The 14,135-nt window shown below is 46.5% G+C and carries 13 protein-coding genes; 10 read left to right on the forward strand and 3 right to left on the reverse strand.

Translation table 11 applies throughout. The annotated features are described in order from the left end of the window. The first annotated feature begins 89 nt into the window (after positions 1 to 89). From KWJ01_RS05600 to KWJ01_RS05635, 8 genes are all read left to right on the forward strand, one after another. Positions 90 to 842, forward strand: coding sequence for a type III pantothenate kinase (locus KWJ01_RS05600; protein WP_224995441.1), 753 nt, complete (start codon positions 90 to 92; stop codon positions 840 to 842). Continuing rightward, entirely contained in the window at positions 805 to 2,091 is a 1,287-nt protein-coding gene (locus tag KWJ01_RS05605) for a hypothetical protein (protein WP_224995442.1), read from the forward strand. Before KWJ01_RS05600 ends, KWJ01_RS05605 begins: the two co-directional genes overlap by 38 nt. A 20-nt stretch (positions 2,092 to 2,111) precedes the next feature. Beyond that, positions 2,112 to 3,449: a hypothetical protein gene (locus KWJ01_RS05610; RefSeq protein WP_224995443.1), complete on the forward strand. Its 1,338-nt coding sequence runs from the start codon at positions 2,112 to 2,114 to the stop codon at positions 3,447 to 3,449. Between the two features lie 63 nt (positions 3,450 to 3,512). Continuing rightward, a complete protein-coding gene (gene lptC / locus KWJ01_RS05615) occupies positions 3,513 to 4,055 on the forward strand; it encodes an LPS export ABC transporter periplasmic protein LptC (RefSeq protein ID WP_224995444.1) in 543 nt (180 codons plus the stop codon). Beyond that, on the forward strand, positions 4,045 to 4,386 hold the full coding sequence (locus tag KWJ01_RS05620; RefSeq protein ID WP_224995445.1) for a hypothetical protein: 342 nt from the start codon (positions 4,045 to 4,047) through the stop codon (positions 4,384 to 4,386). The genes lptC and KWJ01_RS05620 overlap by 11 nt, the downstream gene beginning before the upstream one ends. Beyond that, a complete protein-coding gene (locus tag KWJ01_RS05625; RefSeq protein WP_224995446.1) occupies positions 4,386 to 5,681 on the forward strand; it encodes a hemolysin family protein in 1,296 nt (431 codons plus the stop codon). The genes KWJ01_RS05620 and KWJ01_RS05625 overlap by 1 nt, the downstream gene beginning before the upstream one ends. Before the next feature lie 92 nt (positions 5,682 to 5,773). Then, positions 5,774 to 7,885 (forward strand): peptidylprolyl isomerase, encoded by a 2,112-nt coding sequence (locus tag KWJ01_RS05630; RefSeq protein ID WP_224995447.1) that lies wholly within the window; start codon positions 5,774 to 5,776, stop codon positions 7,883 to 7,885. 142 nt (positions 7,886 to 8,027) lie between these two features. After that, entirely contained in the window at positions 8,028 to 8,300 is a 273-nt protein-coding gene (locus KWJ01_RS05635) for a DUF493 family protein (RefSeq protein ID WP_224995448.1), read from the forward strand. Positions 8,301 to 8,562: 262 nt separating this feature from the next. On the opposite strand, the gene KWJ01_RS05640 is transcribed toward KWJ01_RS05635, so the two are convergent. Then, the gene (locus KWJ01_RS05640) at positions 8,563 to 8,997 is read right to left on the reverse strand and encodes a hypothetical protein (protein ID WP_224995449.1); all 435 of its coding nucleotides are present in this window, start codon (positions 8,995 to 8,997) and stop codon (positions 8,563 to 8,565) included. A gap of 936 nt (positions 8,998 to 9,933) precedes the next feature. On the opposite strand from KWJ01_RS05640, the gene KWJ01_RS05645 reads away from it, so the two are divergent. After that, positions 9,934 to 11,205, forward strand: a complete 1,272-nt coding sequence (locus KWJ01_RS05645) for an aspartyl protease family protein (protein WP_224995450.1) — start codon at positions 9,934 to 9,936, stop codon at positions 11,203 to 11,205. A gap of 166 nt (positions 11,206 to 11,371) precedes the next feature. Then, positions 11,372 to 12,487: an NAD(P)/FAD-dependent oxidoreductase gene (locus tag KWJ01_RS05650; RefSeq protein WP_224995451.1), complete on the forward strand. Its 1,116-nt coding sequence runs from the start codon at positions 11,372 to 11,374 to the stop codon at positions 12,485 to 12,487. On the opposite strand, the gene KWJ01_RS05655 is transcribed toward KWJ01_RS05650, so the two are convergent. Both KWJ01_RS05655 and KWJ01_RS05660 read right to left on the reverse strand, forming a co-directional pair. Further along, positions 12,484 to 13,077 carry a DUF4142 domain-containing protein gene (locus KWJ01_RS05655; RefSeq protein WP_224995452.1) on the reverse strand — a complete coding sequence of 198 codons (594 nt, stop codon included), beginning with the start codon at positions 13,075 to 13,077 and terminating at the stop codon, positions 12,484 to 12,486. The two genes, KWJ01_RS05650 and KWJ01_RS05655, sit on opposite strands and share 4 nt — an antisense overlap. A 29-nt stretch (positions 13,078 to 13,106) precedes the next feature. Beyond that, positions 13,107 to 14,081 carry an NAD(P)H-quinone oxidoreductase gene (locus tag KWJ01_RS05660; protein WP_224995453.1) on the reverse strand — a complete coding sequence of 325 codons (975 nt, stop codon included), beginning with the start codon at positions 14,079 to 14,081 and terminating at the stop codon, positions 13,107 to 13,109. Positions 14,082 to 14,135 lie beyond the last annotated feature (54 nt).

Raw genomic sequence — 14,135 nt, forward strand, 5'->3', positions numbered from 1 at the left:
GCTTTACGCACAACGGCTTGCTGAGGAGAGTGTTTGTGCCAAAACTGTATACCGCCACCTATATGTTAACCCCTTTTCATTAGTTCAATATGCGGAGCATCGCCATAGATTTAGGGAACACAAGGGCAAAAGTTGCCCTGTTTGAAGATACAAAGCTTGTTCGGCTGGAAAGCGGGCTGGAAATTAGCGCCATTACAGACTGGTGCCGCCGGCAGCAGGCTCAATATGCTATTGTGGCGTCAGTAGGGGTCTCGCCCGAGCCGGTGGTCGCTTCGCTTAGTCCATTTTTGCAAACACTGCTGTTGCAGCCAGGCCTCCCCCTGCCCATTCAGGTAGCGTATAAAACACCGCAAACACTTGGGGCCGACAGAATAGCTGCAGCCGTGGGAGGCGCTGCCTACTGTGCCGGTAAGCCAGTGCTGGTGTTTGATGCCGGAACCTGCCTTACCCATGAGTTTGTTACACAGGAAGGAAATTATTTAGGGGGAGCAATTTCTCCCGGTTTGCACATGCGGCTCCGGGCAATGCACAGTTTTACGGCTCGTTTACCACTGATAGCACTTGAGCAGGGAGAAGAACCACCCATAACCGGGCAGAGCACTGCGGAATGTTTACAGAGCGGAGCATATTGGGGTATGCTTGGTGAAATAGAAAGCACAATACTGCGTTATAGAAAAATCTCTCCTCATTTGAGTGTAATTCTTTGTGGGGGAGATGCTAAAACTTTTGAAAACAAATTAAAAGGAAGCATCTTTGTGGTTTCAGAATTGGTGCTATTCGGGCTCAATGAGATTTTACGATACAATGTTTTGCAGAAGAAAAGTTCTGCTCCTGCTGTTTAGCCTCATTGCTGCCACTGGCGCAACGGCACAGGTAGGGCAGTCACCATACACCGTTCGTGGTATTGGAAGTATTAATAACCTGGCTACCGCCCGCACAGCAGGCATGGGTGGTGTAGGTATAGGGAACACACACCCACTTTTTCTTTCCATCCAGAACCCGGCCCTACTGGCATACAATGCTTACTATACCACAGCCCTTGCCGGCTTAAGTGTAGAATCGAGGCGCCTGGCTACAACCGAAACCCAGGACAGGCTCAGCAGCGGAGGCTTCGATTATCTGTCGGTGTCTTTTCCACTCTTGAGAAATAAAATTGGTTTTAATATTGGCCTGGCACCCTATAGCACTGTTAGTTATAGTTTGCTGGCTACCGATCCTGTTCAGGGCTTGCCTAACAGCATGTCTACTGCCTTATACGAAGGTAGTGGCGGTATCACGCAGGCCTATGCTGCCACAGGTATCAATTTATATAAAGGTATTAGTGCTGGTGTAAGGGTATCTTACCTCTTTGGTAGCATTAGCGAGCAAATTTCTACTACCTTTTCCAGCGACTCGGTTAGTGCCCCTGGTTACACCACGGTTTTTAACGAGAGAAGCAATTATTCCGACATCCTGATCAGCGGTGGCCTTGCCTACAGAAAAGAGTTGAACAGGGAAAAACAAACTTATATCATGGCCGGTTTCACCTATGATTTAGAAACCGATGTAAATGCCACGCTTACTTTTAACAGATCACGCACGCAGCCCCTAAGTAGTGGTGGGATTTTAGTAAATGATACCTTGGCTAATAATTACAAAGGATCATTAATTTTACCTGCTGCTATAGGTGTTGGTGCATCTTTTGGCCGCTTATACCACTACACTGTAGGTGCCGATGTACGAATGCAGGACTGGAGCCGTTACAGCAATTTTGAGTCCGGGGCCGAAAGTGGCCTGGGAAACAGCTACAGGGTTTCTGCAGGCGGTGAATGGACCCCTAATTATGTCTCCAGAAACTATTTCAACAGGGTGACGTATCGTACGGGGGTTCAGGTAGAAAAAACGCCTTTTTTAATAAATGGTGAAGAAATTAACGAGTTTGGCATAAATTTTGGCTTTACCTTTCCTGTAGGTGCTTCTGGTGTGCATACCAGCTTTTCGCTGGGGCAACGGGGCAAAACCGACAATGATTTGATTCGGGAGCGCTATTTCCGGATTGGTTTAGGGGTTACCCTTAACGAGCGTTGGTTTGAAAGGTATAAGTACGATTAAGAAAAACAAGAAAGATGAAGATGAAAAATGCACTTTTGGGATTAGCGTTCTTCGTAGGTGCTATAGGTACCGTTAACGCTCAGCAGTCCCCTCAGGAGCCATGCGGCGATCCTGCAACAACCTGGAATTACCCTGAAGACAAGAAAACTGCTTCAGAAAAAAATGCCAGGTATAACGATGAAATGAAGCTTGGTAACTACCGTGCTGCCGCAACTGCGCTACACTGGTTACTCAAAAACGCACCAACCTTCAACCCTGCTATTTACATCAATGGCGTTACTATATACGATGAGTTAGCTAACGCTGAGAAAGATCCTGCAAAGCAGAAGGTGTACCAGGACTCAGTACTTACCCTCTACGATCTGCGCATTAAGCACTACTGCAACGAAGCAGAGAATATGGAGCGTAAAGCATACTATGCTTACAAATACTTTGCTGCAGATAAAGATCGCCTGCCGGTACTATATAATACACTGAAGCGTACTGCAGAGCTGAACCAGGAAAAAATGTCGTTTGCCAACGCGGTAGGTTATATGGTAGCCATGCAGCGTTACAAAGCGGCCAATCCTAATGCGCTTACAGACGAGCAGGTGCTTGATCAGTACGATATCGTGATGAAAGCGCTTGATAATGCACTGCAGGCACAGCCTGAGCAGGCAGAGACTATTGATAAGTACAAAGGCATTGTGGACAATCTCCTGATTAAAATGGTGAATGTTGACTGCGACTTTGTAGAGAAGAACTTTGGTCCTAAAATGCAGCAGAACCCATCAGACGTACAGACAGCTAAAAAAGTATTTAAGCTGCTGCGCGTTGGTAACTGTACCGACAGGCCATTGTACCTGAATGCCATCACAACCATCTACCAGTCGGAGCCTACTTTTGAGCTGGCTAAGTATCTTGCCCTTAAGTATATTGGTGAAAAGAACTACAGCGAAGCCAACAAGTACATCAATGAAGCCATCAGCATGGCTACCACAACCAAAGATAAAGGTGAGCTTTTCCTGCTGCAGGCACAGCTGGCCGGTCAGCGTGGTTCTAAATCAGAAGCCCGTTCTCTGGCTTACAAAGCAGCAGAGGCAGATCCAAGTTCAGCTTCTAAGGCATACAGCCTGATTGGCAGACTTTATATGGACAGCCAGGAGTGCTATGGTAACCAGGATATTGTTGCTGACCGTGCTATTTATATTGCGGCATACGAAATGTTCCAGAGAGCTGGCGACAGCGGTGGAATGTCCAGGGCAAAAGCTCAGTTTCCTTCTAAAGGAGAGCTTTTTGATAAGAACATCGCAGTAGGCAGCGAAATGAAAGTAGGATGCTGGATCAATGAAACTGTTACACTGCGTACACGCGACTAACCGTTATCATAGATAGCTTAAAGAAAAGCGGCTTATGTGGGCCGCTTTTTTTAATTTTGCAAAATGAAAGAATCGATCGTTGGTTTTATTCTGTTTAGTTTACTGTTCTGGAGCTGTAATGGTAAGGAAGATGTAACCGAAGTTGCCACATATGAAGGCCCTTTGGTGGAGTTAGACAGTGTACAAACCCTTTACAGCGATTCTGCTGTGGTGCGGGTGCAGTTACAGGCAGCAAAACAGTACGAATTTGAAAATGGTAACAGGGAGTTCCCTGTTGGCATCTATGTAGAATTTTATGATCCTGATGGTAGTGTTTCCTCTACGCTTATGGCTGATAAGGCCTACTATTTCAAGGAGCAAGACCGCTATACTGCAGTTGGAAATGTGGTAATAGAAGGGAAAAAAGAAAATAACCGGCTCGATACGGATACCCTGCACTGGTCTCCGCCTACAGCAAGAGTATATACAAAAGCCCGGGTTGTAATTACAGAGCAGCAAGATACACTGCGCGGCTTAGGCCTTGAGGCCAGCCAGGATTTTTCAAGCTATACGGTCTTAAATCCCGAAGGCAGTACCCTTTTGAAAGAAGAAGATAATGAGCAGTAAAACCATAGACACAGCACTGATTTCCCTTAGTGCAGGTTGCCTGGTAATTACAATTTTAGAAACAATAACGCAGGGAATAAGCTTTGGCTATCTCTGGCTGATGCTCAGTGTGCTGCTTTGGCTGGTGTACATGGTTCGGAAAAAGAACCGTACTGCCGCTCAGGGTGCTGCTGATGCAGATAAAAAGACAAGGGGTACTACAACTGCGCAGGTAAAAGGTAAAAAGGTGCGCTTTGGAGGAAAACGCTCCCGGTCTGGCGGCGATGCTCGTTCATCATCAAAGCCTACATCCGAATCCAAACAGGCCCAAAACCGTAAAAAGGAGCAGTAATGGATTGGTCAATTGTTTATGTTATTCTGGGATCCCTGGTATTCTCGGCTTTTTTTTCCGGAATGGAAATAGCCTTTGTATCAGCAGACAGGCTACAGATAGAGCTTGAACGCAAGCAGGGGCAACTCAGCGGACGTATTCTTTCTAATTTCATCAATAACCCTTCCGGTTTTATAGGCACTACTTTAATCGGTAATACCATTGCCCTGGTCGTGTATGGTTATTTTATGGCCCTGGTACTCGAACCGGTTATAGCAGAAATACTGCCCGATGGCATGGGTTCCGAACTGCATGATACCCTGGTGCTTCTTATCCAAACGGTAGCATCAACTCTTATTGTGCTGGTAACAGCCGAATTTACCCCCAAAAGTATCTTTCTGATTAACCCTAACTGGTTACTGCACCTGCTGGCGCTGCCAATGCAGCTCATCTACTGGATCATGTGGCCGCTCGTGGTAATCATCATTGGTGCCAGTAAATGGATCATCAGGAATGTACTCCGGCAGCAAATGGCCGACGACAGACCGGTATTTCAGCTAACCGACCTGAACAACTTTATTAAGCGTTATGTAGCCCGGCCACTAAAAAGTGCCGAAGATGAGCTTGTAGATGCCCGTATTTTCAACAATGCACTTGAATTTAAAACGATAAAGGTGCGTGACTGCATGATACCAAGAACAGAAATGGTATCTGTGGATATAGAAGAGGGTATAGAGGCGCTAAAACAGGAGTTTATTGATACAGGACATTCAAAGATTCTGGTTTACCGCGATTCTATTGATGAGGTAATCGGCTATTGCCATATGCTGGAGATGTTTAAAAAGCCAAAAGACATTCAGGCAATTTTAACGCCCATCATTATAGTGCCGGAAACCATGCTTGCCAATGAGCTGCTCATCCAGTTTATTACAGAGCACAAAAGCCTGGCCCTTGTTGTAGATGAATTTGGCGGTACCTCTGGTATCGTAAGCATGGAAGATATCATTGAACAGATCTTTGGCGAAATTCACGATGAGCATGATGAGGAAGACCTGGTAGAACAGCAACTCGACAGCGATACCTGGTTGTTTAGTGCCCGTCATGAAATTGATTACCTCAACGAGGAATACGGCTGGGATTTGCCTGTAGGTGATTATGATACCCTCAGCGGCCTTATACTTTCAGAGCACGAAGATATCCCGAACCTGAACCAGGAGGTAAAAATAGGCCCTTACCTGTTCACCATTCTGTCTCTTCAGGGTAACCGTATCAACACCGTAAAACTGCATCTGCTGGATGCAAATGAAGATGGTTAATAATACTTGTACGAAAGCAAGTATACGTAGCGTTAATATTTTGAAATTAAGCATTTATACTCTTATTTTGCGGTTCTTTCAAAGTCAATATAATGGCAGTGATCAATACAATTAGAGAGAAACTTGGCGTACTTGTGCTGGTGTTTATAGGACTGGCTATTGGGGCGTTCATTCTGGCCGATATGTTCGGGCCGAATTCATCCTTCAATGCACCAGACCGCACCGTGGGTGAGATCGCAGGGCAGGAGGTTAGCGTAGATGAGTTTAACCTCAAGGTAGAAGAGTTGGAAAACCAGTACCAGATGCGTACAGGCGCTCCTATTACAGAAGCACAGCGTGCAGCAATCCGTAATCAGGCCTGGGAAGCACTCATTGCCGAAAAAGCGTTCCGTCAGCAGTTCAACAGGCTGGGAATTGCAGTAACCGACGATGAGATTGTTGACATGGTTCAGGGTAATAACATCAGCCCTGAAATTCAGCAGGCCTTCACAAACCCTGAAACAGGAGAGTTTGACCGCAACCAGTTGCTTTCTTACCTGCAGAACATCAAAAACATGCCTCCACAGCAGCAAATGCAGTGGTATATGTTTGAGCAGACCCTTCGCCCGGCCCGTGCCCGCATGAAGTACGATAACCTGCTGCTGAAGAGCGAATACATTACAACAGCAGAAGCTCAGCGCGAGTACAACAGCCAGAATGCTGTAGCCGAGGTTAAGTACCTCTACATTCCATACTACTCTATTGGCGACTCTACTGTTCAGGTATCTGAATCTGAACTGACCCAGTATCTGGAAGAAAACAAGAGCCGCTACCAGTCAGAAGCTACCCGCAGCCTTAAATATGTAGTGTTTCCGGTGCAGCCGTCCGAGTCTGACCGTGAGATATTCAACCGCGAGCTTCAGCAGCTGAAAGACGATTTTGCTGCCGCTAATAATGATTCTACTTTCGCCGTAAGAAATACAGAGGCAGGTCCTGCTTTTGCACGTTATGGCCTTGATCAGTTGCCAGCCCAGCTGCAGTCTAACGCAGGTCAGCTTCAGGAAGGGCAGATCTACGGTCCTTTCGATGAAAACGGATCAACCGTACTGTATAAAGTAAGCAGCATTGCCAGTGACTCAGTTTACCGTGCCCGTGCAAGCCATATTTTGGTACGTGCCGGTGAGGGTACAACTCCGGAGCAGAAAGCAGAAGCCCGTAAAAAAGCAGAAGGTCTTTTAGCCCAGCTGCGTGGCGGTGCTGATTTTGCTCAGCTGGCACGTGAAAACAGCGACGATCCTTCTGCCTCACGTGGTGGTGATCTGGGCTGGTTTGCGCAGGGCCGTATGGTTGAGCCTTTTGAGAATGCAGTGTTTGAAAGAAATGAAGCCGGCCTGGTAAACCGTGTGGTAGAAACCAACTATGGCTATCACATCATCAATGTTACTGAGCCTAAAACCAATACAGTTTACAAGATTGCCCGCGTACAGGCCGACCTGACGCCTGGTGACCAGACCCGTAACGAAGCCTACCGCAAAGCAGAAATTTTTGCAGCCGAAGCGGAAAGCCCTGAGGAGCTGGAGAAGCTTGCAAAAGAACAGGGGCTTAATGTTCAGGAAGCCCGCGGTATTGGCCAGAACGAACGCCGTGTGGATAATATGTTCAATGCACGCCAGTTAGTAATGTGGGCCTTTGCAGACGACACTGAGCAGGGTGAGGTATCAAACGTTTTTGAACTCGACGATCAGTATGTTGTAGCCGTGTTAACTGGTAAAAGCGATAAAGGAACTGCTCCGCTGGCCGATGTGCGTGACGAAGTGTTAGCACAGGTTAAAAACGAGAAGAAGGCCAAGCAGATCAAAGACAAGCTTGCTTCCCTGAATGGCTCACTCGATGAAATGGCTCAGAAGTATGGCTCCGATGCCAGCGTGTATACTGCCAGCGACGTTAAGCCAAATGTATATACCCTTTCTGCAGTAGGTTACGCTCCTGAAGTAGTAGGTGCCGCCTTTGGTTTGAAAGAAGGAGAACGTTCGCAGCCGCTAGAAACACAGCAGGGCGTAGTGATCGTAGAAACTGTTAATAAAACAGAGCCTGCCGAAATTGCTGACTATGGAAGCGTTAAAGAGCAGCTGTTGCAGCGCAGAGCCTCAAGAACTCCTTATCTTATTTCAGAGGCAGTTAAAGAAAAGGCTGAAATTGAAGACGAACGATATAAGTACTTCTAAAATATAATCTTCACAAAAAAGCTGCCCGAAAGGCAGCTTTTTTGTTATTACTGAATACGCTGGTGTCCCTATATTGCGGGGAATTATTGTAACAGTGGGTTTGTTTTTCTTTACAGGAAAAAGAGAGATAAGTTAACGGTAAATGATAGAGGAAAGCGGAAACAGATACGATTCATTTCGTGAAAAGCTGGATCAGCAGTATGACTGGCCCAGCCTGTATACATTTAAATTTATAGTGCCTCAGGGAAGTGAAATGCAGGTAAAGGAACTGTTTCCCGGAACTGAGGTAACAGAAAAGAAGTCCAGAAAAGGTAATTACATAAGCCTTACTGCCCGCTTAATGGCGGAGTCTAGTGATGCTATAATCGAGGTTTACCTGAAAGCGCACCATATTAAGGGCCTGATTGCTCTATAAGTTTCCTGTAGTGGAAGCCATGAGTAGCAGGCGGCTTGTGAGCCTGTACCATAGCATTGTGTTGAATCTTTGTTAAATCGTTGATAGTGTCCGGGAAGGCAAAAGAGGGCGTGAGCAGCAGCTAAACTGCTGCTACTCTTCTGTGATGTCCGGCGTCATTTCCTGCAAGTCCAGAACTAAAACAGTTTGCTTCAGTCTCTTCGGTTTACCTGTTGGAGAAAGAGGGGGGGCTGAAATGCTCCCTTACTGCAGTATTTTTTAGCTAAACGTACACTTCTGGGTGTACAAGAATGTCTGAGCGGAGAGCCTCGTCTGGTGTGCCATCCATTTGTGCAGCTACCATGGCTTTAAGCAGATTGTTTACCACGTGGGCCTCCAAACCAATGCTGGAAGCATACTCCGATACCAGCTCCAGTTCAATATCCTCTACAATACCATCCATATAAACCATATACACCAGGTCGTATACCTGTGCCAGGGCATTTATGTTTGAATTGGGTGCCTGAAAACGGATCAGGGCCGGATCTTTCATGTAGCGGTGTAGTTCAGCTTTGTGAATGCCTAACTGAAGCCCCCACTTAACGAGGCACTGTAGCTTGTAAGCACAGCTGTTTTCCTCCTGTGTAAAAAAAGCAAGAACGTTGATATAGCTGCTTTTAAGACCTTTAAGCATGCTGATAGATATGGATGAGTCCATGGCTAAAAATCACTTGTGTAATGTATTCATTAAAAGTATCAAAATATCGACAATAAGTGCAAGTAAAACATTACATTTTTCTATTATTATGCTTTTATGTCTCTTTTTGATGTGTTCGGGAGCTTGTAAAAGTTTCGTTATTAGGAGCAGGGTGATGTAATATTGGTTTCTGGATGAGTATTTTGCAGGCAAATTTTATGAATAAAGATGTTTACCCTACAAAACCAAGGGTGGCCACAGCAGGTTTCAGTTCAGCAGGCAGGTACAACAGCAGTTTTTCTATGTACAACTGAATAAAAACCTGCAAAAGGCCAACGGGGGCATCGGTTATACAATCCTGTGGGAGAATCCTTCCAGGTGCCAGTGCAATTAATTAGCATACGGGGCGGGTATATAATAGCACTGTCTGGCTATCTGTAGCCTCCGCCACATCCACTGCATTTCTAATAGCAGCTAGCTAAGCTGTGGAAGATATGTAGCAGTATGCCGAAGCCTCTGTAGGAAACCTGTCGCTGTGTACAGGTGCTGAAGCAGCTTAGGGTATTGGCACATGAATTAAAGATTAAAATAGGAGGAACCTGTTCCTCAAGTCTCTCAAACAGTTAATGGCAAGCCTCCTATAACACTTATCCATGATAATTTAGCTCCTCCTCATTTTTATGGCTGATTTGGATAATAAGTAGCCTTTTTCCAGAAAACAGGCTTCTGTGATGGGTGGTTAGGCCAATTGCTCATAAATAATCCAATAACAGGCCTGCGTTCTCTGCAGGCTTTGAAATAAGAGCGTTATTCTCTTAAAATCGGGTTCAGGTTTAAGCAGCTATCTCTTTCCGGCTACGGAACCACTTGTGGCAATAATGTATTCTAGGGAAGAAGGATATGACAAAATAAAGTTGTATCTTTTATGTGATCAGCAAAATAAGAGGCATCAGGCCCATGGCAAAGCTTGCTATATATTGGAACAAGCAAATCCGGATCTTACTGGCAATAGCATTGCTGGTAGGGCTGCAGTTGTTGCCGGTTGCAGTCTATAAGGCAGGGGCTCAGATACAGAGTATTAATTTTTTAGATAGTAAGGCCAGTGTCCAGATTCCTTTCCGGAACATCAATAATCTTATACTTATACCGGTACTGCTCGATAACATGATTCCGCTGGAATTTTTGCTGGATACAGGCGTTCGTACACCCATCCTGACAGACCGGGTTTACAGCGATATCCTTAACATAAATTATGATCGTAGCCTAAGCCTAAGAGGGGCAGGTTATGGAACCGATGTGCAGGCTTATGTAGCCTCAAACGTTAGAATGATGTTGCCAAATGTGCAGGTAAGCAACCTGCCCATTCTGGTGCTGGAAGAGGATTACCTGGAATTAGGCAGTCAGCTGGGAGTGCCCGTACATGGTATCATAGGGTATGAGCTCTTTGCACGCTTTGTTGTAAAGATAGATTATGGCAGTAACATGATTACCCTCTATGAGCCGGAGCATTTCAAGGCACCACGTTCCTATGAGCGTTTTGACCTGATGCTGGAAAATACCAAACCCTTTATACATGCAGAAGTAACAGATAAGCTTGGAAAAAAACATACCCTTAAGCTGCTGATCGATACAGGCGCCAGCCATGCTCTTTTACTCCATTCCGACAGGGCCGAGGTACCCCTGCCAGAGAAAACACTCTATGGTAATCTGGGGCGTGGTCTGCTGGGCGACATAGAGGGCCACATTGGCAGACTTCCAGAACTTAACATTGCTGAATATACTTTCCATGATGTATTATCTTCTTTTCCCAATGCAGAAAGTTATTCGCTTACCAATCATGAGCAGGAGCGTGACGGAACCCTGGGCGGTGATGTTCTAAGCAGGTTTACTGTTATCCTGGACTACCCTCACAAAGCTGTATATCTTGATAAGGGAAACAATTACAAACGACCCTTCATTTTTAATAGATCCGGGCTTACCATTTCTGCCCGTGGCAAAGCACTGGATAGCCTGGTGGTAACAGAAATACGCAAAGACAGTCCTGCAGCGAAGGCGGGTATCCTGAAGAAAGATATCATATTCAAAATTAATGGCATGCGTACCCAGGGTGCGGGTCTTCCCATGGTAGCCGATTTTATGCGCAAACGGGAGGGTAAAAAGCTAAGGGTAGTGATATTACGTAACGGTAAAAAGCTGCGAACGCATTTTCGTTTGCGCGATGCTATCTGATGCAGTAGTTTTTTCTGCAAGTGCAGATGTCGGAATCTTTTAACCAGATGCCACTGATGTTGTTGACATAAGGTGGCATGCTGGATTCCCGGCTAAAGCATTGTACTACTACAGGCGCTGGTAGTTTTTATAAGAGGGCACAGAAAACTCAATTTTTTAAATTAAGGTGAAAGATGTAATAATCATTGGCGGTGGGCTAGCCGGACTTATTGCTTCAATGCAACTGGCTAAAGCAGGCTTAAACGTTGTGCTGCTGGAGAAACACCACTATCCCTTTCACAAAGTATGTGGTGAGTACATCTCTAACGAAGTAACTCCTTTTCTGCAATCAATAGATGCTTATCCCGAAGCATTTAAGCCTGCACAGGTTACCAGTTTCAGGTTAAGCAGCGTAGGTGGGGCAGAAACCACTTTGCCTCTAAGCTTAGGTGGCTTTGGCATAAGCAGGTATTGCTTTGATGAGTTTCTTAGCAAAAAAGCAGAAGAAGCAGGTGCTCAAGTAAGGCAGGGGGCGCATGTGCAGGAGGTACGCAGGCAGCAGAGCAGTTTTAAGGTAGTGCTGAGGGGAGGAGAAGAGCTCAGCAGCAGGCTTGTCATTGGGGCCTGGGGTAAGCGCAGCAGGCTGGATAAGCAGCTCGCACGGCCATTTATGGAGCTGCGATCAGATTTTATAGGTGTAAAATACCATATCAGGGGAGATTTGCCACCCAATGAGATTGCGCTGCATAATTTTCCTGGGGGGTACTGTGGCCTTAGTAAGGTAGAAGACAATACCTGGAACCTTTGCTACCTGGGCAGCCGGAGCCGCCTGCGCCACTGGGGTAGTATAGAAGCCATGGAAGAAAAGGATCTTCAGCAAAATCCGCATCTCAGGAAGATCTTCAGGGAAAACGAGTTTCTCTTTCAGAAGCCACTGGTCATAAACGAAGTGAACTTCAGCTTTAAACAGGCTGTAGATGGGGGTGTGCTCATGGCAGGAGATGCCTCTGGGCTTATCACACCTCTTTGTGGAAATGGTATGGCCATGGCCATACATGCCGGTAAAATACTGTCAGAGCTTATAGTAATGCACTACGAGCCAGGCACGAGTGGTAGCCAGGAAAAGCTGGAGCAGGCCTATAAAAATGCCTGGCAAAAACAATTTGCCAGGCGCTTATGGATGGGGCGTCAGTTTCAGCTGCTCTTTGGGCATCCGCTGTTTTCGGTAGCTGCCCTGCAGTTGCTGCGCTTAAAGCCTTTGGGGCGCCTGCTGGTAAGGCAAACGCATGGTAAAGTCTTTTAGCTACGCGTGTTTCCCATGCTGTTTTTAATCTGGTCGATCTGCTCTTTATGTGTACGAAGAGTAGGTAAGGTATTATCCACCCACTGCCTCAACTCCTGGTCCTGCACATCGCCCTGCTTGTCTTCAAACTTGCTAATGTCTTCCTCATGGGCTTCAACCATCAGGTTTACATATTCCTGGTCGAACTCCTGTCCGGAAAGGTTACGAAGCCTGTCTACCTGCTGCTGGTGCTTTTCCATCATAGTAGAAGGAACCTGAATGTTTTTGTTCTGGGCAATAGATTTTAAGCGCTCATTTGCCTGGCTGTGGTCTTGTACCATCATGCCTCCAAAATCTTTTACCTGCTGATTGTTGGCTTTTTCCTGGGCAAGCTTTCCTAATTCTACCTCCATCATGCTGCTACTGGCAGCTTCGTTTACAAACTCCCGGGTATTGTCATCTATGCGGCCCTCTTCACCAATTGCAACAGTTTCCTGGTCGGTGGCAGTAGTATCCTGGTAGCCCTCATTCTGGGCAGTTCTGCGGTCTGGATTACAGGCAGCAGCTAAACTTAGGCAAAAAATACCTGCAACAATTATGTTCATTTTCATGTGTTCAAAGCTTGGTTAAAAAATTTCATTCAAAATATGAGTACGATTTTCCCAATGTTTTTGTTTTGCTCCATTTCCTGGTGTGCTGCTTCGGCTTGCTGCCAGTTAAAGGTCTTATGAAGAACAGGCTTGAGCTCATCGCGCTCCAGCCGGGGCAGTAAGAAGTCAGAAAGATCTTTGGTAAGCCCTGCCTGGTAGCTCAGGGAGCGGGAGCGCAGCGTGGAGCCATAAACAGAAATGCGCTTTCGCAAAATGGGAGCCAGGTTTGCTTCTGTTTTTACCCCTCCCAGGAAGGCCAGCATTATTAAACGGCCATCTACTGCCAAGCTCTGCATGTTTTGCTGCCAGTAATCGGCACCAATAAAATCCACAATTACATTTACTCCCTTGCCCCTGGTTTTATCTGCTACAACTTCGGCAAAATCATGCGTTTTATAATCGATAGCTTCGCTGGCGCCAAGGGCTCTGCAGGCTTCATGTTTAGCTGCCGATGCGGTAACCCATGCCTCTGCTCCCAGAGCCCTTGCCAGCTGAATGGCTGCCGTACCTACGCCACTGGCACCTGCATGAATCAGCACTTTTTCGCCTGGCTGGAGTCGGGCCAGCCACACCAGGGCCTGCCAGGCAGTTAAAAAGACTTCCGGTATGGCCGCAGCACTGGCAAAATCCATTCCCGCAGGTATACGCATGGCAAGCTGGCTGTTTAAAACAGCATATTGTGCATAGCCGCCGCCGCCCATCAGGCCAAATACCCTGTCTCCGGCTTTCCAGCCCCTTACCCCATTGCCAACAGCCGCTACAGTACCGGCAACCTCCAGGCCCAGGAGCGAACTGGCACCCTCGGGTGGCGGGTACTTGCCCTGCTTTTGCAACAGATCGGCCCTGTTTACGCCGGCTGCTTTTACTTCTACTAACAGTTCTCCTTCGGCTGGCTGTGGCCTGGGTAGTTCACCTACCTCCAGTTGGGCCTGCTTTACTACAATGGCTTGCATGCTGTTATCCATACTACATATCTCTTTTAAATTGAACAGGGGAGCGGGCAAAGAGTTGCAGTGCGG

The organism is Cesiribacter sp. SM1 (genome assembly GCF_020178975.1).
In the GTDB taxonomy this organism is placed as follows: domain Bacteria; phylum Bacteroidota; class Bacteroidia; order Cytophagales; family Cyclobacteriaceae; genus Cesiribacter.

Bases quoted from the DNA above. Each gene is read 5' to 3' on its own strand.
- KWJ01_RS05605 (WP_224995442.1), top strand. From the start codon at position 805: ATGTTTTGCAGAAGAAAAGTTCTGCTCCTGCTGTTTAGCCTCATTGCT.
- KWJ01_RS05655 (WP_224995452.1), bottom strand. From the start codon at position 13,077: ATGAAAATGAACATAATTGTTGCAGGTATTTTTTGCCTAAGTTTAGCT.
- KWJ01_RS05640 (WP_224995449.1), bottom strand. From the start codon at position 8,997: ATGGACTCATCCATATCTATCAGCATGCTTAAAGGTCTTAAAAGCAGC.
- KWJ01_RS05660 (WP_224995453.1), bottom strand. From the start codon at position 14,081: ATGGATAACAGCATGCAAGCCATTGTAGTAAAGCAGGCCCAACTGGAG.
- KWJ01_RS05625 (WP_224995446.1), top strand. From the start codon at position 4,386: ATGGATTGGTCAATTGTTTATGTTATTCTGGGATCCCTGGTATTCTCG.
- lptC (WP_224995444.1), top strand. From the start codon at position 3,513: ATGAAAGAATCGATCGTTGGTTTTATTCTGTTTAGTTTACTGTTCTGG.
- KWJ01_RS05645 (WP_224995450.1), top strand. From the start codon at position 9,934: ATGGCAAAGCTTGCTATATATTGGAACAAGCAAATCCGGATCTTACTG.
- KWJ01_RS05630 (WP_224995447.1), top strand. From the start codon at position 5,774: ATGGCAGTGATCAATACAATTAGAGAGAAACTTGGCGTACTTGTGCTG.
- KWJ01_RS05610 (WP_224995443.1), top strand. From the start codon at position 2,112: ATGAAAAATGCACTTTTGGGATTAGCGTTCTTCGTAGGTGCTATAGGT.
- KWJ01_RS05600 (WP_224995441.1), top strand. From the start codon at position 90: ATGCGGAGCATCGCCATAGATTTAGGGAACACAAGGGCAAAAGTTGCC.
- KWJ01_RS05635 (WP_224995448.1), top strand. From the start codon at position 8,028: ATGATAGAGGAAAGCGGAAACAGATACGATTCATTTCGTGAAAAGCTG.
- KWJ01_RS05620 (WP_224995445.1), top strand. From the start codon at position 4,045: ATGAGCAGTAAAACCATAGACACAGCACTGATTTCCCTTAGTGCAGGT.